This is a genomic window from Agreia sp. Leaf244 (genome assembly GCF_001422695.1).
Taxonomy (GTDB): Bacteria; Actinomycetota; Actinomycetes; order Actinomycetales; family Microbacteriaceae; genus Agreia.
The window spans coordinates 926,408-944,947 of record NZ_LMLX01000002.1; the positions used below are offsets into that span (position 1 = coordinate 926,408).

Annotated in this window: 17 protein-coding genes; 2 read left to right on the forward strand and 15 right to left on the reverse strand. The window is 67.6% G+C overall.

Annotated elements, in window-relative coordinates; genetic code table 11:
• Positions 1-133: 133 nt before the first annotated feature.
• The 5 genes from ASF06_RS09080 to ASF06_RS09100 are packed head-to-tail and all read right to left on the reverse strand — an operon-like array spanning position 134 to position 5,914.
• Entirely contained in the window at positions 134-976 is an 843-nt protein-coding gene (locus ASF06_RS09080) for a carbohydrate ABC transporter permease (RefSeq protein WP_055925940.1), read from the reverse strand.
• Positions 966-1,946 carry a carbohydrate ABC transporter permease gene (locus tag ASF06_RS09085; protein ID WP_235500955.1) on the reverse strand — a complete coding sequence of 327 codons (981 nt, stop codon included), beginning with the start codon at positions 1,944-1,946 and terminating at the stop codon, positions 966-968. The genes ASF06_RS09080 and ASF06_RS09085 overlap by 11 nt, the downstream gene beginning before the upstream one ends.
• Positions 1,943-3,232 (reverse strand): ABC transporter substrate-binding protein, encoded by a 1,290-nt coding sequence (locus tag ASF06_RS09090; RefSeq protein WP_082500804.1) that lies wholly within the window; start codon positions 3,230-3,232, stop codon positions 1,943-1,945. The genes ASF06_RS09085 and ASF06_RS09090 overlap by 4 nt, the downstream gene beginning before the upstream one ends.
• 13 nt (positions 3,233-3,245) lie before the next feature.
• On the reverse strand, positions 3,246-4,850 hold the full coding sequence (locus ASF06_RS09095; protein WP_055945735.1) for an FAD-dependent oxidoreductase: 1,605 nt from the start codon (positions 4,848-4,850) through the stop codon (positions 3,246-3,248).
• Complete coding sequence (locus tag ASF06_RS09100) at positions 4,847-5,914, reverse strand: LacI family DNA-binding transcriptional regulator (RefSeq protein WP_055945737.1); 1,068 nt, start codon at positions 5,912-5,914, stop codon at positions 4,847-4,849. The genes ASF06_RS09095 and ASF06_RS09100 overlap by 4 nt, the downstream gene beginning before the upstream one ends.
• A gap of 239 nt (positions 5,915-6,153) precedes the next feature.
• Here ASF06_RS09100 and ASF06_RS09105 point away from each other — a divergent pair, with 239 nt between their 5' ends.
• Positions 6,154-7,473, forward strand: coding sequence for a hypothetical protein (locus ASF06_RS09105; protein ID WP_055945739.1), 1,320 nt, complete (start codon positions 6,154-6,156; stop codon positions 7,471-7,473).
• Positions 7,474-7,560: 87 nt separating this feature from the next.
• Here the strand turns inward: ASF06_RS09105 and ASF06_RS09110 are convergent, their stop codons facing one another.
• The 10 genes from ASF06_RS09110 to ASF06_RS09150 all read right to left on the reverse strand — a co-directional run bounded on the left by ASF06_RS09110 (position 7,561) and on the right by ASF06_RS09150 (position 16,931).
• On the reverse strand, positions 7,561-8,325 hold the full coding sequence (locus ASF06_RS09110; protein ID WP_055779366.1) for a GntR family transcriptional regulator: 765 nt from the start codon (positions 8,323-8,325) through the stop codon (positions 7,561-7,563).
• Between the two features lie 75 nt (positions 8,326-8,400).
• The gene (deoC, locus tag ASF06_RS09115) at positions 8,401-9,108 is read right to left on the reverse strand and encodes a deoxyribose-phosphate aldolase (protein ID WP_055945742.1); all 708 of its coding nucleotides are present in this window, start codon (positions 9,106-9,108) and stop codon (positions 8,401-8,403) included.
• A 31-nt stretch (positions 9,109-9,139) separates the two neighbouring features.
• The gene (gene rbsD / locus ASF06_RS09120; RefSeq protein WP_055945744.1) at positions 9,140-9,595 is read right to left on the reverse strand and encodes a D-ribose pyranase; all 456 of its coding nucleotides are present in this window, start codon (positions 9,593-9,595) and stop codon (positions 9,140-9,142) included.
• Between the two features lie 42 nt (positions 9,596-9,637).
• Positions 9,638-11,215, reverse strand: coding sequence for a sugar ABC transporter ATP-binding protein (locus ASF06_RS09125; protein WP_055945745.1), 1,578 nt, complete (start codon positions 11,213-11,215; stop codon positions 9,638-9,640).
• Positions 11,215-12,243 (reverse strand): sugar ABC transporter substrate-binding protein, encoded by a 1,029-nt coding sequence (locus ASF06_RS09130; protein WP_055945747.1) that lies wholly within the window; start codon positions 12,241-12,243, stop codon positions 11,215-11,217. The genes ASF06_RS09125 and ASF06_RS09130 overlap by 1 nt, the downstream gene beginning before the upstream one ends.
• A 65-nt stretch (positions 12,244-12,308) precedes the next feature.
• Entirely contained in the window at positions 12,309-13,313 is a 1,005-nt protein-coding gene (locus ASF06_RS09135; protein ID WP_055925916.1) for an ABC transporter permease, read from the reverse strand.
• Complete coding sequence (locus tag ASF06_RS09140) at positions 13,313-14,230, reverse strand: ribokinase (protein WP_055945750.1); 918 nt, start codon at positions 14,228-14,230, stop codon at positions 13,313-13,315. The genes ASF06_RS09135 and ASF06_RS09140 overlap by 1 nt, the downstream gene beginning before the upstream one ends.
• A 153-nt stretch (positions 14,231-14,383) precedes the next feature.
• Positions 14,384-14,560, reverse strand: coding sequence for a hypothetical protein (locus ASF06_RS19475; protein WP_157439125.1), 177 nt, complete (start codon positions 14,558-14,560; stop codon positions 14,384-14,386).
• A gap of 47 nt (positions 14,561-14,607) precedes the next feature.
• Positions 14,608-16,179 carry a hypothetical protein gene (locus tag ASF06_RS09145; protein WP_055945752.1) on the reverse strand — a complete coding sequence of 524 codons (1,572 nt, stop codon included), beginning with the start codon at positions 16,177-16,179 and terminating at the stop codon, positions 14,608-14,610.
• The gene (locus ASF06_RS09150; RefSeq protein ID WP_082500805.1) at positions 16,176-16,931 is read right to left on the reverse strand and encodes an ABC transporter ATP-binding protein; all 756 of its coding nucleotides are present in this window, start codon (positions 16,929-16,931) and stop codon (positions 16,176-16,178) included. The genes ASF06_RS09145 and ASF06_RS09150 overlap by 4 nt, the downstream gene beginning before the upstream one ends.
• A 209-nt stretch (positions 16,932-17,140) precedes the next feature.
• Between ASF06_RS09150 and ASF06_RS09155 the strand changes: the two genes are divergently transcribed.
• Complete coding sequence (locus ASF06_RS09155; RefSeq protein ID WP_055946420.1) at positions 17,141-18,436, forward strand: ABC transporter substrate-binding protein; 1,296 nt, start codon at positions 17,141-17,143, stop codon at positions 18,434-18,436.
• Positions 18,437-18,540: the final 104 nt, after the last annotated feature.

Below are 18,540 nucleotides of genomic sequence, written 5' to 3' on the forward strand. Positions count from 1 at the left end.
CACCCGGGATGGTCCAACGAGGCCGTCATACCGAAATTATGATCCGCTTAGTTCGATTTTGCAATAACAAACCGAACTAACGCAGGTCGCAGTTCGGCTTGAGGAACCAGCCGCGCCGACCCCGTCGCATCCGCTACCCCTTCAGCCCCGTCTGAGCGAGCCCTTCCACGAACTGGCGCTGCGCCAGCACGAACACCACCAGCACCGGCACCGCGGTCATCGTGGCCGCGGCCAGCTGAACGTTCCACATCTGCCCGCCATACGCATCCGTGTACCGGGTCAGCGCCTGGGGAAGAGTGAAGAGCTCGGGGCTCTGCAGGTAGACGGTGGGCTCGAGGTAGAGGTTCCAGGTATGCAGGAACGTGAAGATCGCGACCGCACCGAGGGATGCCTTGGCGAGCGGCATCGCGATGCGCCACCAGATCGCGGCCCGGCCGAGGCCGTCGAGCCGCGCCGCCTCTTCGAGCTCGACGGGCAGCGTCACGAAGTACTGACGCATGATGAACGTGGCCAGCACGCTCGGCGCCCCGAAGGTGGTCACGAGCAGCAGCGGCCAGTGCGTATTCACGAGCCCCAGCTGGTTGAAGATCTGGAACAGCGGCACGATGGTCACCTCCGACGGCACGAGCAGGCCGACCAGCACCACGAGGAACAGGGCGTTCACACCGGGGAACCGGATGCGCGCGAACGCGTAGCCGGCCATCGCCGAGAAGAGCATGGTCGCGGCCGTCACGACGACAGCGATGTACATGCTGTTCCAGTACTGCAGCAGGAAAGGCTGCTCGGTGAACGCGTCGACATACGGCTGAATGGTCGGATGCTGCGGCCACAGCGTCGGGGGAAAGGCGAAGATCTCGCCGATCGGCTTGAACGACGAGGTGATCATCCACCACGTCGGAAAGACGAACGGGATGGCGAGCAGGCTCAGCCCGACGTAGAAGAGGGCCCGCAGCGCGGGACGGCGCCTAGTTTTCATAGTGAACCCATCGCTTTCTGAGCTGCCATTGCACGACGGTGAGAATGAGCACGATCACGAACAGCACGAGAGCCAGCGTCGAGCCGTAGCCGAAGCGGTGGAACTCGAACGCCTGCTGGAAGAGGTAGTAGACGAGCACGGTCGTCGAGATGCCCGGCCCGCCCTGGGTGAGCACGGCGATCTGCGCGAACACCTGCAGGGAGCCGACGATGGTGATGATCGTGGTGAGCAGGATCATCGGCGAGATGAGCGGCAGCGTGATGCGGCCGAAGGTGCGGAACGGGCCCGCGCCGTCGATCGCGGCGGCCTCGGTGATCTCCTTCGGAACGCCCTGCAGCGCCGAGAGGAACAGGATCATGTTGAGGCCCACGTTCTTGAACACCTGCACCACGATCACGCTGAGCATCGCGGTCGGTCCCTCCCTCAGCCAGTTCGGGCCCTCGACGCCGACGAGCTGCAGCAGCCCGTTGATGCCTCCGTCGTCTTGAAGCAGGAACCCCCAGACGATCGTCCATGCCACGAGCGACACGACGACCGGCGAGAAGAAGAGAGTGCGGAAGAGCGTGATCGCCCGGGCCTTGCGGTTGAGCAGCACGGCCAGCAGCAGCGCGATCGAGAGGTTGCCGATCACCAGGCCCACCGAGAAGATGCCGGTCGCCCCGAGAACGGGCGCCACCTTCGGGTCGGAGAACAGCCTCTCCACGTTCTCGGTGCCGACGAAGCGGAAGGTGTTCGCCAGCACGTTCCACTCGTGGAAGCTGTAGTAGACGATGAGCACCAGCGGCAGCAGCACGAAGGCCACGATGCCGATCACCTGCGGGGCCACGAAGAGGTAGCCCACGAGGTTGTCGTTGCCCGAGAGCGAGCGACGCCGCCGCCGGGTGACCCGGGCCGCGCTGCGATCCGCAGCGCGACCCGAGCGACCCGAGCGCCCCGTGGTCATCGTCTCTCGCTCAAGAGTGTCGGTCACTGCTCGAGCAGGGGATCGATGGCGGCGCAGACGTCGCCGAGGGTGCCTTCGACATCGGCATCGGCGACCCACAGCGCGTCGAGTGCCGAGCGCACCTCCTGCTGGATCTCCGCCGAGCCGGTGTGCGAGGGGCGCACCTCACCGTTTTCGATGGCGGGTACCACGATGTCTCCGAGCTGCTCCTCGGTCAGCACGGGGTTGGCCGCGGAGAGCGTGGCCGCGTCGAGCTGCGAGGTGCGGGCCGGCGGAAAGTACTGCGCCAGCTTCGCCGAGTTCTCGGGGTTGGTGAAGTAGGCGATGAACTCGGCCGACTGCTCCGGGTGTTCCGCCTGGGCGAGTGCGCCCACACCGGCCTGGCCGACAATCGAGTAGTCGCCATCCGGCCCCTCGGGCAGCGGCGCGAGCTCCCAGTTCTGGATGCCGGACTCGCCGAGCAGCGATGCCCGCGAGATCTGCGTGACGGTGAACGCGGCCTCGCCTGCGAAGAAGTCGGCCGCGGTTCCGGGTCCGGGCATCGACTTCGCCGTGAAGGCGGCGTCGTGCAGGAAGGTGAAGGCGTCGACCATCTCGGGCGAGTCCATGGTGCAGGTGGCGCCGTCCTTCGACCACGGCTCTGCACCCCAGCCGCCCCACACGGTCGACAGGTAGTCCCACTGCGTGTAGTCGAAGTCGCGCACGACGAAGCCGGCCTTGCCGGTGGTCGCGTTCACGGCCGAGCCGACCTCGGAGATCGACTCCCAGTTCCAGCGGCCGTCGGCCTGCAGTTGGGCCGCGGTGGGCTGGCCGGCGGCGGCCAGCAGGTCGTCGTTCGCGAAGACGACGAAGGGAGAGGTCGAGAACGGATACGCGGCCAGCTGCCCGTCGGCGTCGGTCCACAGCTCGGTGGCGCTGGGCGACAGGTCGTCGAGGTCGTAACCCTTGGTCGCCTCGAGGGTGTCGTCGAGCGGAACCAGGGCGCCGGAGGAGACGAAGTCGGGCGCGGCGTTCTCGAGCACCCACGCCATGTCGGGTGGATTTCCTCCGGCCAGCTGGGTGGTGAGGGTCGTCGTGTAGCTCTCGAAGTCGAGCGGATCGAACGTGATGCTCTTCACCTCGGGGTGATCGGCGATGTACGCGTCGGCGATCTCGTCGAACATTGCGAGCTGGTCTTCGTTCGAGGTCCAGACGGTCATTCTCAGCGACACCGGAGTGTCGTCGTCGGAGGCGCCCGCGGCGCATCCGCTCAAAACCAGGGCCGAGACCGCGAGGGCTGCCGTCGCGCTCAGCTTCATTGCTGACATTCTCATGTGCTGTTTCTCCTTAGTAACCGGTGACGTCGGGCCAGTGGAGCTCGACGCCCTGACGGGCGAGCTGTGATTGGAATTCGTCGAGCAGGCAGGGGTCTGCCCGAACCTGGCGGGGAGCGAGGGAACGTTCGATGCAGAAGGCCGCGAGCGCGCCCGCCGATTCGCCGATGTTCCATTCGACGGGGTGGAGCCGGAAGGCCCCGTTGGTGATGTGGGTGGTTCCGATGTTCTTGCCGGCCGGAATGACGTTGTCGACGCGAACAGGGATGAGGGCGCCGAGCGGGATCTCGAACGGCGAGGAGGCGATGTCGAGGTAGTTGTCGCCGCCCGTCGAGGGGTGCAGGTCGATGCGGTACATGCCGACGCCCACGGTGTCGTCGTACTGCTTCGGCTTGCCGTGTCCACGCAGCTCGATCGAGAGGTCCTGCTCGACGACCGTGTACTCGGCCTTGATGCGGCGCGACTCGCGGATGTACGGGGCCTGGGCGAACCCGTCGTGCGTGCCCGTGACGTCGCCCCGCAGGCGCAGCCCCGGCCATCCGGTGCCCCCATCGGGGCGGGGAGCCTCGGTCTGCAGCCAGTAGAGCATCGCGCGCGACTGCTGCTTGGCAGCCTCGAGGTGTTTCGATGGCTCGGGGCCGGTGAGGGTGCCTCCGATGTAGTCGATCATCGGCCAGTTCACCAGCACGATGTCGCTGTCGATGGTGCCCGGCTCGAGCAGGCGACGGGCGAGGATGCGACGGAACGTCCACAGCTCGCGGTCGCCTCCGTCGGCGCGCTGGTCGGCGAGCTGCGCGAGCGGGTCGTCGTCGATCGTGGGGGTGAAGGTGCGCGTGAAGATCTCGAGGGTGCGGGGGTCGGGGCCGGTGAGCGAGATCATCGGCGCACCCCAGAACTCGGGCTGCAGCGTTCGCCAACGGTCGTAGTCGTCGGGGCGCTCGATCGTGTGGTCTTCGCCCTCGATGTGATCGATCACGAAGCACCAGCTGAAGGCCTGCTGGTTCTCGGGCTGCGCCTCGTCGGGAGCGCTCGGCTCCCCCGTGTCGTGCCGCGACTCGAATCCGGTGACGTGCTCGATGTTCGCGAGGGGCAGCAGCTCACCGGTCTCGGTGGCGTCGAGCACGATGGTTGCGCTGAGCGTGGTGCGGATGCCGCGGGTCGCGTCTTCGACGTCGACCGACGTCACGAGATCGCCGTCGCGCACGGCGGCCACCGCACGAACGCCGTGGAGAACGCGCAGCCTGCCCGACGAGATGTGCGGCGCGAGCAGTCCGTCGATGACGGCCACCGCGGCGCGCGGCTCGGCGCACATGCGACTCACGAGCCCGGCGCCGGGGTTGAGCGTCGGCTCGCGTCGCGCAGCCGCGGTCAGCGGGTAGAGGCGGCGATAGTGGTCGCGAATGCCGTCGCGCAGTTCGCGGTAGCTCCTGGTGGCGCCGAACTGCTCGATCCAGGTGTGCTCGTCGAGCGGAACCGCCTGGCTCGTGAGCTGGCCGCCGAGCCACGGGTACTCCTCGGTGATGATCACGGTTCGACCCCGGCGCAGCGCCGAGAGCGCGGCGGCCACTCCTCCGAGTCCTCCGCCGATGATCAGCACGTCGGCATGCTGCGCGGTCACTTCGTTCCCTCGCTGCTCGGTGCGGCGCTGCGGGGTGCGGCCAGAGTCGCGCCGTCGATGATCGGGCAGGCGAGCAGGCTTCGCATATCGAGATCGGAGGGCGACTGGTCGGGGTCGAGGATGCGCGAGAGCAGGTGCACGGCGCGTTCGCCGAGCTCGGCCCGAGGCGGGTTGAGCCGGCTGAAGTCCACGTCGTCCGGCGTGAGCCGCGGAGACGATCCGAGCACCACGATGCTGAGCTCGCCGGGAACGTCGACGCCGTCGCGCTCGGCCGCCTCGTAGAGGGCGGATGCGACATCCGGCGACTCGACGACCAGCAGGGTCGGGGCGAAGGCCCGGATGGCGGCCCAGTCGTCGGCGACCGTGGCGAGGGTGCCGATGCGGCTCTCGATGGCGACCGCGCGATCGGCCGTGCCCATCCGCACACCTTCGAGTCGATCGCGCACCGACTCGCCGTCACTGCCGACCCGGAGGTAGAAGACGCGTTCGTGGCCGAGGTCGAGGGCGCGGCTCACCAGGCTCCGCGTGGCCGAGGAGTAGTCGATTCCGACGTAAGGGATGCCGGGCGTCTCGCGCCGACCGACCGCGACCACGCGGTAGCCGCCGTCGACGAGGCGCTCGAGTTCGTGGGAGTCCATCTCGACACCGAGCAGGAGAACGCCGTCGGCGAGCAGCAGGCGGTTCTGCTCGTGGAAGAGCTGGCGGCGGCCGTCGACGACCGGGGTGCTCGTGAAGAGCAGCAGGTCGCTGCCGAGCTTCTCGGCGCCGGCCTCGATGCCCGCGAGCAGCGGCGTGTAGAAATCGAGGCTGCGGGTCGGGAACGCCGGCTCGTAGGTGAACACGCCGAGGATTCTGTTGTCGGCTCCCGCCAGGCGTCGGGCCGAGGGGTCGGCCACGTACTTCGTCTCCTCGATCACCCGCAGGACGCGTGCCCTGGTCTCCTCGGGGATGCGGATTCCCTCTTCGGTGCGCCCGTTCAGAACGAGCGAGACGGTGGCCTGGCTCACGCCGGCGAGTTCGGCGATCTGCTTCTGGGTGACTCGGCCATTGACGGCTCGTGACATGTGAGGTGCTCCCTTGGATCTCGTGTCGACCCGGGACGCTAATACGCATTACCGAGTCGAGAACCGACAGTAATACGCATTATCTCGATTGCGCAAGTGCGACTTTTCGACAGGGCCGAGATCAGCGACGACTCTTCCTTTTTGCGGGTTTCGTGGGGTAACGTGAAAATCGAGTCGTTGATAATACGTATTATCAGAATCGACCATCCATCCCGTCAGTGACGACGAAAGGACATCGCGTGATCCCCCTCACCTCTCAACCTCCGAAACGGTGGCCCGGCCGGCTATCCGTTCTGCTCGCGGCCGCTCTTGCGCTCGCCCTCGTTCCGGCGCTGGCACCGAGCTCGGCACCCTCTGCCGTGGCGGCCGATCCGCTGCCGACGTTCGCCTTCTCGGGCGAGATCACCGTGCCCGACGAGCTCAGTTACAACCCCACGGGCGAGTTCATCTTTCCGAGCGTCTTTCACGCGGGCGAGCATCTGACGAATCCGCTCGGCGAGTGGTATCTCTACTACGCTCCTCACGACAGCCCCGGCGGAATCTCGCTGATGTACTCCGACTCGCTCGCCGGCCCCTGGACCGAGTACGCCTCGAACCCCGTGATCTCGAACGTCTGGTCGCCGAACTACAGCGTCAATCACGTATCGAGCCCCGACGCCATCTGGAACACCGAGGAGCAGACGATGTTCCTGTACTTCCACGGGGGTAACGACCAGACCCGCTACGCGACGACCGACGACGGCGTGACCTTCACCTACGGCGGCAGCGCGGTCACGAACGCCATGGGCGGTGCGACGACCACCGAGACGTCGTACGCTCGGGTGTTCACGCATCCAGACCCGTCGAGCTTCAACTACGGCATGTTCTACATGGAGAACACCACCGCCAACTCCCGCCGCATCCGCGTCGCCGAGTCGGTCGATGGCCGCAGCTGGGTCGTGCGGCCCACCCCCATCGTGACCCCGGGCAGCCTCGACCAGGGCAACGTGTCGGGCGCCAACCTGTGGGAGTGGGGCGGACAGAAGTACATCATCTACCACGCTTCTTCGGGCAAGACCTTTGCTCGTACGATCGACGACACCCTGTCGACGGTGGGCGCACCCGTTGTTCTTCACGCCTCGAGCGGAGTCGGAGAGGACACGGGCCGGGTCGCGGCACCCGAGATCGTGACCGACGACACGGGCACCTACCTGTTCTACGAATCGGGCGCGCGGCTGAAGGCGACGATCAGCTACGCCACCGCGGTCACGACGCCTCCCCAGCCGGCGTTCGCTCTGAAGACCACGGCGACCGCCACCAGCAGCTGCGCGAGCGGAGTGGCACGGATCACGGTGGATGCGCTCAACGGGTCGACCGCCCCGAACGACGTGCGCATCACGACTCCTCTCGGCGAGAAGAAGTTCACGGGTGTGGGAGCCTCGGGCCACGCGGTGGGGACCTTCGCGGGCAGCGGCGCCTCGCTCGCCGCGGGCCAGGCGACCGTGAAGTCGTTCGCCCGCGTCGACGGGGTCGCCTACAACGGCACGATCACGGCGAACTACTCGGCGATCAGCTGCTGACCCGCGGGTGCTGTAACTGATTCAGGAGGAGAGCGTCGCCGCCGCCATAATCCACGCGGCCGCGCTCTCCTCCTGCATAAGCAACGCCTACCGGCGCGACAGCAGCGAGGTCACCTTCAGCTTCTCGCTCTGGATCCACACGTCGGAGTACTCGATCGGTCGGCCGTCTGACAAGTACGTGACCTGCTGCATGTACTGCACCGGCGCACCCACGGCGATGTCGAGCGCCGACGCGACCTCGGCATCGGCGGCCTCGGCGCTGAAGGTGCGCCGCGCCGTTCCGATCTTCAGGCCGTAGTGGCCCTCGAGCGTGCCGAACAGGCTGACGATAGAGAAGTCGAAGTCGTCGATGCCGGGCACGACATCGGCGCGCACGTAGTTCGTGAGGTAGGTGACGGGCGCGTCGGCCATCGACCTCAGCCGCACGAGGCTCAGCACACGACCGGATGCCGGCAGGTCGAGCAGGGCCGCGACGGGCTTCGGCGGCTCGATCACGGCGTGGGAGATCACCGAGGTGTCGAAGATGACGCCCTGGTCTGAGAAGTCCTCCGACAGGGTGCTCAGCCGCTGGGCGATCGACGGCTCGAAGGTCATCGAGGTCACGAACGTTCCGCGCCCTCGAACCTGCCGAAGAAGGCCCTCGTGGATGAGCGTCGCCAGCGCTCGACGCACCGTTCCGCGGCTCACTCCGAGGTCGGATGCCAGCTCGGGCTCGCTCTTGAGCCGGTAGTGCGCGGGCCACTCGCCGGTCGCGATCCGCGTGCGGATCCGCTCCGAGATCTGCGCGTGGATAGCCACCGGGGCCTGCCTGTTGATGGCGGTCTCCCCGGCCGTGCTGTTCGTGCTGGTCATTGCCACTCCTGCCGTGGTCTCCCAGTCTCCCGGCCCGGAGCGTTTCGCGCATCCGGACCGGGAGGGTGTCGTGGGCTAGTAGCTGACGGTGGCGTCGTCGCCCGTGTCCGAGATGATCGAGATTCCCGCGCTCGTGCCGAGCAGCACGGCGCCTGCCTGCAGCAGCGAGAGGGCCTGCGGGTAGCTCTTGATCGATCCCGACGCCTTGACCAGAACACCGGGGCGGGCGCGCTCGACGAGGAACCGCACGCTGTCGGGGTTCGCCACCTCGACGGCGCCGCTCGACGCGTTCTTCAGGTAGGCGGCACCGGCCTCCATGGCGAGCTCGACGGCGGCCTCCTTCTCGGAGTCCGTCAGCAGGGGCAGCTCGAGCATGACCTTCACGGGCAGGCCGGATGCGCGCACGACGCCCGCGATGTCTTCGCGGAACTCGTCGAACATCCCGCTCTTGAGCCAGCCGACCTGCACGCCGATGTCGAGCTGGGTGGCGCCGAGGCGGGCGATCTCCGCGGCCTCGGCCGCCTTGCCAGCGCTCGTCATCACGCCGACGGTCGGGAAGTCGAGGGCCGAGGCGATCTCGATGCCCGTGCCCTTCAGTTCCGCGGCGACGAGCGGCACCCAGGATGCCGGCACCATGGCCGCGTTGAACCCGTGCTCGGCGGTCTCGCGGGCGTGGGCGATCATCTCGTCGCGCGTGCTGCCCAACTCGATCTTCGTGTGCTGGATGAAGGGGGCGAGCTGCGCAGGAGAGAGCTCTTGCAGAGCGATGGTCGTGTCGGTCATGGTGAGTTTCGCTTTCTTTTGAGGTGGTGAATCAGAGTTTGGATGCGTAGTAGTCGGGCGCGATGACGCCCTCTCCGCCGAACCACTGCGGCACGTCGACGCCGCAGAACAGGCCGATGTTCCCCCACGGTTCGAAGGCGCCCGTTCGCACGATGACCTTCGCCTGGCGGGCGAGTTCGCCGAGCATGTCGGCGTGGGTTCGAGTGCTGAACTCGGCGTCGGCGAACCGGTCGAGCAGCCACTCGTCGAGGTTCGGATTGTTGCTGGTCACGTCGTCGGCACGCACGACGCCCTCGACGATGATCTCGTCGGCAATGAGCGAGATGACGGTGCGCAGGTCTGGCAGGTTCTGCGCGATGGCCAGGTCGACGCGCTGGGCGTCACGCGGAATGGGGAAGCCGGCGTCGACGACGAGAATGAGATCGGTGTGGCCGAGGGTCGCGAGTGCGCCGCTCAGCTGGGCGTTCAGAATACCTGTGCGCTTCATGGTTGTCCTTTCGAGATGGTCGAGCGGGTGAGGTCCGGATGCTCAGGCGAGCGTTCCCGTATGGGTCACGGCTCCGGTCGCCGAGGTCATGATCGACTCCTCGGTGGCCGTCTTGGTCGCCACGATGTCGACGACGCGCCCCTCCGACATGACGGCGATCCGGTCGGTGATGGTGAGCAGTTCGGGCAGGTCCGACGAGGAGCAGATGATGGCCACGCCGCGGTCCGCGAGAGCGAAGAGCTGTTCGTAGATCTCGGCCTTCGCACCCACGTCGACGCCTCGGGTGGGCTCGTCGAGGATGAGCACAGCGGGGTCGATGGCGATCCAGCGGGCGAGCATGGCCTTCTGCTGGTTGCCGCCCGAGAGGTTCGTGATCGGCTGGTCCATGGTGGCGGTCTTGACCCGGAAGCCTCGCGCGAGTTCGGTGGCGCGCTTATCGAACGCCCGACGCTTGAGCAGCCCGGCCGAGGTGAGGGCCTTCACCGTGAGCACGCCCACGTTCTCGGCCACACTCATTGAGGTCAGCAATCCCTGGGCCCGCCGCTCCCCCGGAACGAATCCGAGCCGCCGCTCCACGCTCTCGATGGGGCTCCGGTTCACGTAGGGCCGACCGAGCAGCTCGACGGTTCCGTCGCCTCCGGCGTCTCCACCGAAGATGTTGTGCAGCAGTTCGACGCGTCCGCTGTCGGGCAGCCCTGCGATGCCGACGATCTCTCCGGGGCGGATCTCGAGGTCGACGCCGTGGTGACGGCGGCCGGAGAGTCCGCGCAGGGCGAGAGCGGGCGCCGATTCGTCGCGATCGCTCGCACGGGCGACCGAGAGCTCGGCCCGCGAGGTGAACTGCCCGAGTTCTCGCCCGACCATGGCGGCGACCGCCTGGTCGGGGGTGACCTCGTCGCGTCTCCATCCGGCGACATGACGGCCGTCGCGCAGAACCTCGATGCGGTCCGCGAGCAGGAACACCTCCGGCATCCGGTGCGAGACGTAGACCATGGTCGTGCCGGCCCGTTTGAGCGTCGCCATCAAGGCGAACAGTCGGTCCGACTCGGCCGGGGTGAGCATCGCCGTGGGCTCGTCGAGGATCAGCACGCGGCATTCCCGGGCGATCGATCGCGCCACAACGATGAGCTGCTGGGTGGCCAGGTCGAGAGTCCTGACAGGCGCGTTGGGGTCGACCACGAGATCGAGGTCGGCCAACAGATCCAGGGCTCGCGCGATCATCCGGCGCCGTGACGGGAACCAGCGGTTGCCGGGCTCGATACCCGCCAGGATGTTCTCGGCGACGCTCCGATCGGGCAGCAGCGAGAGTTCCTGCGGCACGATCGCTATGCCGTACCTCGTGAGCATCGTGTTCGGGTCGTACGAGTCGACGTTCTCGCCGAAGGCGACGACGCCTCCCCCGCTCGGGGGCTGAAGGCCGGCCAGGATCTTGAGCAGTGTCGATTTGCCGGCACCGTTCTCTCCGAGCAGCGCGGTGGTCTCGCCAGCGGTCACGTCGAAGCTCACGTCTTCGAGCGCCCGCACCGGGCCGAAGCTGCGGCTCAGGTTCTGGATGCGGATGGCGACGTCGGCCTGGTCGCCGGCGGCATCGGCCTTGTCGAGCGGGGAAGGCATCGTCATCAGCCCTCTACCGTCGCGTCGGCGATGTTCGACTTGTCGATGAACTGGGCGCCGGTGTCGACGCCCTTGATCGCCGTCTTGTCCTTCAGGAAATCGACCAGCACCTTCACCGCCTGGTACCCCTGCTCCTCGGGGTTCTGGCTGATGGTGAACGAGACGACGCCGTTGTTCACGAAGTCGGCGGTCTGGGGCAGCAGGTCGAAGCCGACCATGGTGATCTTGCCCGTGTTGCCCGACTGCTCGACCCACTTGGCCGCGGCGGTCGTGCTGCAGCAGTCGAGGCCCGCGATGGCCACGACGTCTCCGGCACCGGCCATGGTCGACTCGACCGTGTTGTACGCGGCGTTCGGCTCGTTGCCGACGTTCACCGGGCCCATGACCTCGAGGCCGGACGCCTTGATTCCCTCTTCGAAGCCGCTGAATCGGTCGTTCGACCATCCGGCTCCCGTGTCGAGCGAGAAGACCACGACCTTGCCGGTCGCGCCGTCACCGAGCGTCTTCACCAGCTCCTCGGCCTCGGACTTGCCGGAGCCCTTCAGATCCTGGCCGACGAAACCCATCTGCTTGGAGTCGGGGTTGTCGGTGTTGAACGAGATGATCGGGATTCCGGCGTCGTAGGCCTGGGCGATCACGGGCTTGAGGGCGTCGCTCGAGGCCGACGACACGGCGAGGCCGTCGATCGACTTCTGCTGGATGAGCGTCTGCAGTTCGGAGACCTGCTTGGCTGCGTCGCCGCCGGTCGGGCCGATGAGCTGCACGTCGGCATCCATCTCGTCGCCGGCCTTCTCCATTCCCTTCGAGATGGGCGTCGCGAACGCGAGGGAGGGGTCGTGGTAGCTGAGCTTGATGCGCATGGGCTCGCCGCTGTCGACGCGGTCCTGGATGTAGGACGCGAGCTGGAATCCTCCGTCGGAGGACCCGGCCTCGTTGCCGGTGGTGATGGCGCCGCATCCGCTGACCGCGAGGGCGGTTGCGGCCACGAGCGCACCCGTGGCGAGAAGCCGCCGGGCTGTGGTGGTGAGGGACATGAGTACTCCTTTGTTGATGTCCGGTGCTGTCAGGGTTTTTCTGGGGGGGGTGGGGTGAAGGCTCGTCAGGCCTTCGTCTTTCGTCTGCGCTGCCAGGTGTCGGCGGCGACCGCTGCGACGATCACGAATCCGGTCACGACTGTCTGCCAGAAGCTCGAGATGCCGTTGATGTTGAGGATGTTCTGCAGCAGGCCGATGAACACGACGCCGATGATGGTTCCCCACATCGTTCCGGAGCCTCCGAAGAGGGCCGCGCCGCCGATGATCACGGCCGAGATCACGGTGAGTTCGAGGCCCGTGCCCGTGACGCCCTGCACATACGAGAGGAACGAGAGCCCGAGCACCCCGGCGATGCCCGCTGTGATGCCCGAGAGGATGAATGCGGTGAGCTTCACGCGCTTCACGTTGATGCCCACGAGGCGGGCGGCCTCCTGGTTTCCGCCGACCGCGTAGGTGTTGAATCCGAGGCGCGCTCGCGAGAGCAGCACGATTCCGATGGCGGCGATGGCGGCGAAGATCAGGAGCTGCATGGGGATGACGCCGAAGAGGCGACCCTGGCCGATGAGGGTGAACTCGGCGACGCCCGGCTGCTCGCTCGAGAGCGAGATCGGTGCGCCGTTCGAGATGAGCAGCGTCGCGCCGCGGAACACGCTGAGGCTCCCCAGGGTGACGATGAACGAGGGCACCCCGAGCAGCACGACCGCGAGCCCGTTCAGAAGTCCGGCCAGCGCGGCGACGACGACGCCGAGCAGGATGGCGAGGGGCCAGGGTGTTCCGGCCGTGATGGCCATGCCGGTGGTGATCGCGGAGAGCGCGTAGATCGAACCGACCGAGAGGTCGATCTCCCCGTTGATGATCACGAACGTCGCGCCCACGGCCATGATGCCGATCTGTGCGACCTGCTGCCCGACAGAGAGCAGGTTGCTGGGCTGCACGAAGCTGGGCGAGAGCACGACTCCGAGGATGAAGAGCAGGATCAGGGCGGCGAAAACCCCTGCCTCGCGCAGTTTGAGCAGCCTGCGGGGATCGAACGAAGAGGCCGGACGCGTCATCGCGGTGGCGGTGGTCATCAGAGATTTCCAATCAGGGGCGGGAGTTGGTTGCGGGTGGGGAGCGCCGGAATCACGCCGGCGATCGTGACGGCGTGCGCGCCGGCGGCCGCCGCGTAGTGCGCGGCGTCGACCAGCGGGATGCGCTGGGCCAGGGCCACCGCGAAGGCTGCGGTATACGAATCGCCGGCTCCGGTGGTGTCGACGACGTGGTCGACCGTCAGCGCGGGGATCGAATGCAGCTGCTGATCAGCGCCGCAGAGCAGCGACCCACCGCCTCCCCGGGTGAGCACGACGCAGCCGCCGGTGCGTTCCTGCAGCTCGCGGACGAGCTGCTCGTCGGAGCGGCCATGGTCGGCGGGAAGCCCGAGGAGCACGGGCGCCTCGGTCTGGTTCGGGGTGATCACGTCGATCATCGACCAGACGTCGTCGGGCAGGGGGCGGGCCGGAGCGGGGTTGAGCAACGTCGTCGTGCCACGCCGACGTCCGATGCGCAGGGCCTCGACGACGGCAGCCTCGGGGATCTCCATGGAGACGACGAGCACGTCGGCCGCCTCGATCTCGTCGGCGAACGTCTCGACGTGAGAGGCGTCGAGCTCGTCGAGAGCACCCGGCGCGAGGGCGATGCGGTTCTCGCCAGATGGTTCGACGATGATGAAGCCCACCATGGTGGGGCGACCGCCGGTGATCACGTGCGACGCGTCGACGCCCTCGTCGATCCAGAGGTCTCGACCTGTCTGCCCGAAGGCGTCGTCTCCGACCGCTGTGAGGAACGAGACCTGCGCTCCGAGGCGTGCGGCGCCGACGGCCTGGTTCGAGCCCTTGCCTCCGGGGCCTTCGTCGAATGTGCCTCCGGCCACCGTCTCGCCGGGCCCGGGGGCCTGCGGAACTCTCATCGTGAGGCCGACGCCATAGCTGCCGACTACTGCGATCTTCATTGATCAGTGCTGCCTTCTTGTGTATGAACAAACGTAGACAAGAAGAATCTATGTATAGAGATGTCCAGTGTCAAGCAGGCAGCGAAAAACGCTCAATATCTCATGAGTCGAGCGGCCGAATCACGCGGATCGAGATCACCCGCACCCGATGATTCAGATCCGCGGCGTCCCTCCGGGGCCCTCGCTCGGGGGTGCGGGCGGCTGCTCCGCCGCCTGAGCCTGGCGACGATTGGATGCCTTCACCAGAAAGTAGATCCCGAGCCCGACCCCTACCGCGAGCACAACGAACACGACGAAGAGAACCACCAAGCCGATCGAGAGCACGCTCATGACTACAGGCTAGCCAGCCCCGCGACGAAGGAGCCGGCGTCTCGAGATCACCCCGCCAGGACCCGCGCCCGCGCCATCCACCCGACGACGACCCCGAGCCCCACCGCTGCAAGGACGCCGCCGACAATTCCACCGGCGACGCTCACCACGGTCACTGCGACAACAACCCCCGAAAGAATCACCGCATCGGCCTGCCACGCAGCCACCACCAGCGCCGACGCATCCCCCGCCGGCGTCGGCACCGGAGCCATCAACGTCAGCGGCAACGGCCCCTTCGCCGAGTCGTACATGCGAACCAGAACGAGCAGCAGCACGCACAGCACGGCAGCCACGAGCGCCGACCAGCTAGGCCCGACACCGCCACCGCCCAACACCGCACCCCCGACGCCGACCCCCACCCCCGAGAACACCACACCCCCAACAACAGGCAGCGCCGCATGCAGCCCGAGCAGCCGCAGCGTCGACACCCCGTACAGCGGAGGCGCCGACGCCACCTCGGCCACGTGCCGGAACCCGTCGCTCCACACTCCCAGCGCCAGGAACCCCACGATCGCCGCGGCGCACGCCGCGATCCACACCCCGGGCCCGGATGCGCCCACCGCGACCGTGATCAGCAGACCGAACCCGACGCATCCGGCACACGCGAGAGCGAAGCGGGCCGGCGTGCGCAGCGAGCCCACCAGGTCGCGCCGCGCGAACATCAGCGCCAGCCCGCCACCGCCGATCGCGGCGAGGCGGCGTCCGCGCCGCGGCACCGCCCGGAACTCCCCCATTGCCATCGCGAGGTCGCCCGTGAAGGCGAGCGTTCCGGCGGTCTGCCAGCGCTGAGCCTGCGACAGCAGCTCGGGCCCGCGGAGCCCGTCGAGCAGCATCGGAACGACCGCGAGCGCCGCCGCAGCCAGAACCCCGAGCCCGCCCAACGCGGCCCAGCCGAGAGCCGCGTCAGCCGCGTCAGCCAGATCTGCTCCCGGCCCTCCCGACGGAAACAGCGACGCGAACCACCCCCACGGCAGCACACCCGCACTCCCGGGCACCACCACCCACACGGCCCATGTCGCCAGCACGCCGACGAAGATCCACGCGCGGACCGCAGCCGTCACGCGCTGGCCGAGCAGCCAGCATCCACCGCACACCACGCCCACCAGCGCGCCGGCCCCTGCGAACGCGATCGCCCCGCCCACCGTGGCATCCCCCACGCCCGCCACCACCAGCGCGGGCAGCAGCGCAATGGCCGCTGCCGCCACCGCGAGCAGCAGCACGCTTCGCACGACAGGCTGCAGCAGAGTGCGTCGACGCGGATGCCCGCCGCCGGCCACCGCAAACACGAGAAACGGTGACAGCAGGGCCTGTCCGCGAACTCCGCCGAGCGCCACGAAGGCGGCGCACGCGAGCGCGAAGACGGTGCCGCTCACGGTCGGCCCCACGTCGACGAGCACAGCGAATGCCGCTGGCTCGGCCAAGTAGAGAACGACGGCTCGCACAATGGGCACGCCCACGATCGCCGCCACCATCACGCCCGCGTAGACGGCGTAGACCACGTCGCCGCGCGAGCTGCCCTCGCCGCGCGCACGCCGGATGGCGCGCACGGCCCGCAGCGCGTGAGCGGTCTCGCGACTCACGCGTCGGAGCCCGAGGAGTTGGAGGAGTCGGAGGAGTCGGAGGAGTCTGCAGAGTCGGAGCCAGAGGAGTCGAAACCCGACGCGTCGGAGCCCGAGGAGTCGGAGCCCGCGTCGACCCCATCCCCGCCCAACCGCAGAATCCGGCTCGCGATGGCCTCCCTCAGCACAACGCTGTGCGTCGCGAACACCACGGTGCGCCCCGCCGCGATCTCCTCTCGCAGAACCTCGATCACGATGCCGAGCCGGTCGGGATCGAGGCGCTGCTCAGGCTCGTCGAGCACGAGCACCTCATACGGACGCACCACCGCGAGCGCCAGCGCGAACAGCTGCGACTGCCCCGACGACAGCTCGTGCGGAAACCTGCGCCGAAGCGCGGTCAACTGCCACCGCTCGAGCTCGGCGGCGGCACGCTCTCGGGCCTCGCCCACCGACGACCCCCACGACGCCGCGACCAGGGCGAGGTGCTCCTCGAGGGTGAGGTCGCGGGCCACGGGAGGCCGCCCGATCGACCCGCTGACCACGCGCCGAAACGCGGGGCTGCGCTCGTCGACGGGTGCCCCGTGGATGCGCGCCGCCCCCGAGGTCGGCCGAGCGAGCCCGGCGAGTATGCGCAGCAAGGTGGTCTTGCCGGAGCCGTTCGATCCGGTGACGGCGAGGGCTTCGCCCGCGGCAAGCCGAATCGACGTCGGCGCCAGAAGAGCAACGTCATCGATCGCCAACCTCAGATTGCTTGCCTCGATTGCGTTGCTCACGTATCGAGTCTTGCAGAGGTGGCCCTGTCATTCATTCACCCCCAAAGGTCACGTTTCGACATCCGTGGGAGCGGTTCCACGAAAACTCTTGACTCTGGAGAACCACCGACCTAGTGTTTCTCGAAACCCATGGGAGCGCTTCCACGGTTGGTTGAAGGCAACAAATGAGAGCGCTCTCGGGCACTATCCACGCACACAAAGGAGTGACCGTGAAAACTTCACGACGAAGAATCGCCGCGTCTGTCGCCGGCGTCGCAACACTGGCCTTACTCGCAACGGGATGCGCAGCATCCGGTTCGTCGGACGGCGGTGACGGCAAGGTCACCCTGTCGATCACCACCTTCGGCACCATGGGCGTCGACGCCAACTACGAGAAGTACATGGAGGAGAACCCCAACGTCACCATCGAGGCGACGAACCTCGAGGGCGGCGGCGCGGCTCGCGACGACGCCTACGCGAAGATCGCCGCCGGCACGGGCCTCAGTGACATCGTCGCCATCGAGGAGGGCTGGCTCGGCACCATCGCCGAGGTCTCCGACTCGTTCGTCGACCTGCGCGACTACGGCATCGAAGACGAGAAAGACACCTGGCTCGACTGGAAGTACAAGCAGGGCACGGATGCCGACGGCCGGGTCATCGGCGCCGGTCTCGACATCGGCCCCCAGGGCCTCTGCTACCGCGGCGACCTGTTCGAGGCCGCAGGCCTTCCGAGCGAGCGCACTGCGGTGGCCGACTACTTCGGCGGCGAAGACGCCACGTGGGATCGCTTCTTCGAGGTGGGCCAGGAGTACAAGGACAAGAGCGGCAAGGCGTTCTATCACAGCCCCCGATTCTTCTGGAACTCCTTCGTGAACCAGCAGGAGGAGGGCTACTACAAGAAAGACGGCGAGACCCTGAACATCGAGGGCAACGACGTTCTGAAAGACCAGTTCGTGAAGATCGTCGAGGCGGAGCAGGCCGGACTCGGCGCCGGACTCCCCGGGTGGGACGTCGGCCCCGAGGCCAAGGAGGGCAAGTACGCCGTCTACATGTGCCCGAGCTGGATGCTCGGCATCGTGCAGGGCTACTACGACGAGGGCACGACCGACAGCGGCTGGGACTTCGCCGACGTTCTTCCCGGCGGATCGGCCAACTGGGGCGGCGCCTTCCTCGGCGTCTCCGAGTCGAGCGAGCACAAGGAGGAGGCCGCGAAGCTGGCCCTCTGGCTCGCCGCACCCGAGCAGCAGGCTGCATCGTTCGAGCTGGCCGGCCCCTACCCCAGCACCGTCGAGGGCCAGGAGCTCGTCGCCGACACGACGAGCGCGTTCTTCAACGACGCCCCCATCGGCGAGATCTTCGCCGCCCGTTCAGAGGGTGTCATCGCTCAGGTCAAGGGACCGGAGGACTCGAACATCCAGGACAACGTGTTCGGTCCGGTCTTCGACCGAGTGAGCCAGGGCGAGATCACCGATGGTGAGACGGCCTGGAAGGAAGCCCTGAAGCTGCTCGACCAGATCGTCGGCTAGCTTTCCGGCTCACCCCTGGGGCGGCTCGACAAGACCGACAGGACCGACAGATGAACCGCACGTCTATCGCGGGACTGTCGAGCCGCCCCCTCCACCACCTGCAC

What these genes read in the sequence shown, in the direction of transcription:
- ASF06_RS09080 (WP_055925940.1), bottom strand. Translation starts at nt 976, where the DNA reads ATGAAAACTAGGCGCCGTCCCGCGCTGCGGGCCCTCTTCTACGTCGGG.
- ASF06_RS09090 (WP_082500804.1), bottom strand. Translation starts at nt 3,232, where the DNA reads ATGAGAATGTCAGCAATGAAGCTGAGCGCGACGGCAGCCCTCGCGGTC.
- ASF06_RS09100 (WP_055945737.1), bottom strand. Translation starts at nt 5,914, where the DNA reads ATGTCACGAGCCGTCAATGGCCGAGTCACCCAGAAGCAGATCGCCGAA.
- ASF06_RS09110 (WP_055779366.1), bottom strand. Translation starts at nt 8,325, where the DNA reads ATGACCAGCACGAACAGCACGGCCGGGGAGACCGCCATCAACAGGCAG.
- deoC (WP_055945742.1), bottom strand. Translation starts at nt 9,108, where the DNA reads ATGACCGACACGACCATCGCTCTGCAAGAGCTCTCTCCTGCGCAGCTC.
- rbsD (WP_055945744.1), bottom strand. Translation starts at nt 9,595, where the DNA reads ATGAAGCGCACAGGTATTCTGAACGCCCAGCTGAGCGGCGCACTCGCG.
- ASF06_RS09125 (WP_055945745.1), bottom strand. Translation starts at nt 11,215, where the DNA reads ATGACGATGCCTTCCCCGCTCGACAAGGCCGATGCCGCCGGCGACCAG.
- ASF06_RS09130 (WP_055945747.1), bottom strand. Translation starts at nt 12,243, where the DNA reads ATGTCCCTCACCACCACAGCCCGGCGGCTTCTCGCCACGGGTGCGCTC.
- ASF06_RS09135 (WP_055925916.1), bottom strand. Translation starts at nt 13,313, where the DNA reads ATGACCACCGCCACCGCGATGACGCGTCCGGCCTCTTCGTTCGATCCC.
- ASF06_RS09140 (WP_055945750.1), bottom strand. Translation starts at nt 14,230, where the DNA reads ATGAAGATCGCAGTAGTCGGCAGCTATGGCGTCGGCCTCACGATGAGA.
- ASF06_RS19475 (WP_157439125.1), bottom strand. Translation starts at nt 14,560, where the DNA reads ATGAGCGTGCTCTCGATCGGCTTGGTGGTTCTCTTCGTCGTGTTCGTT.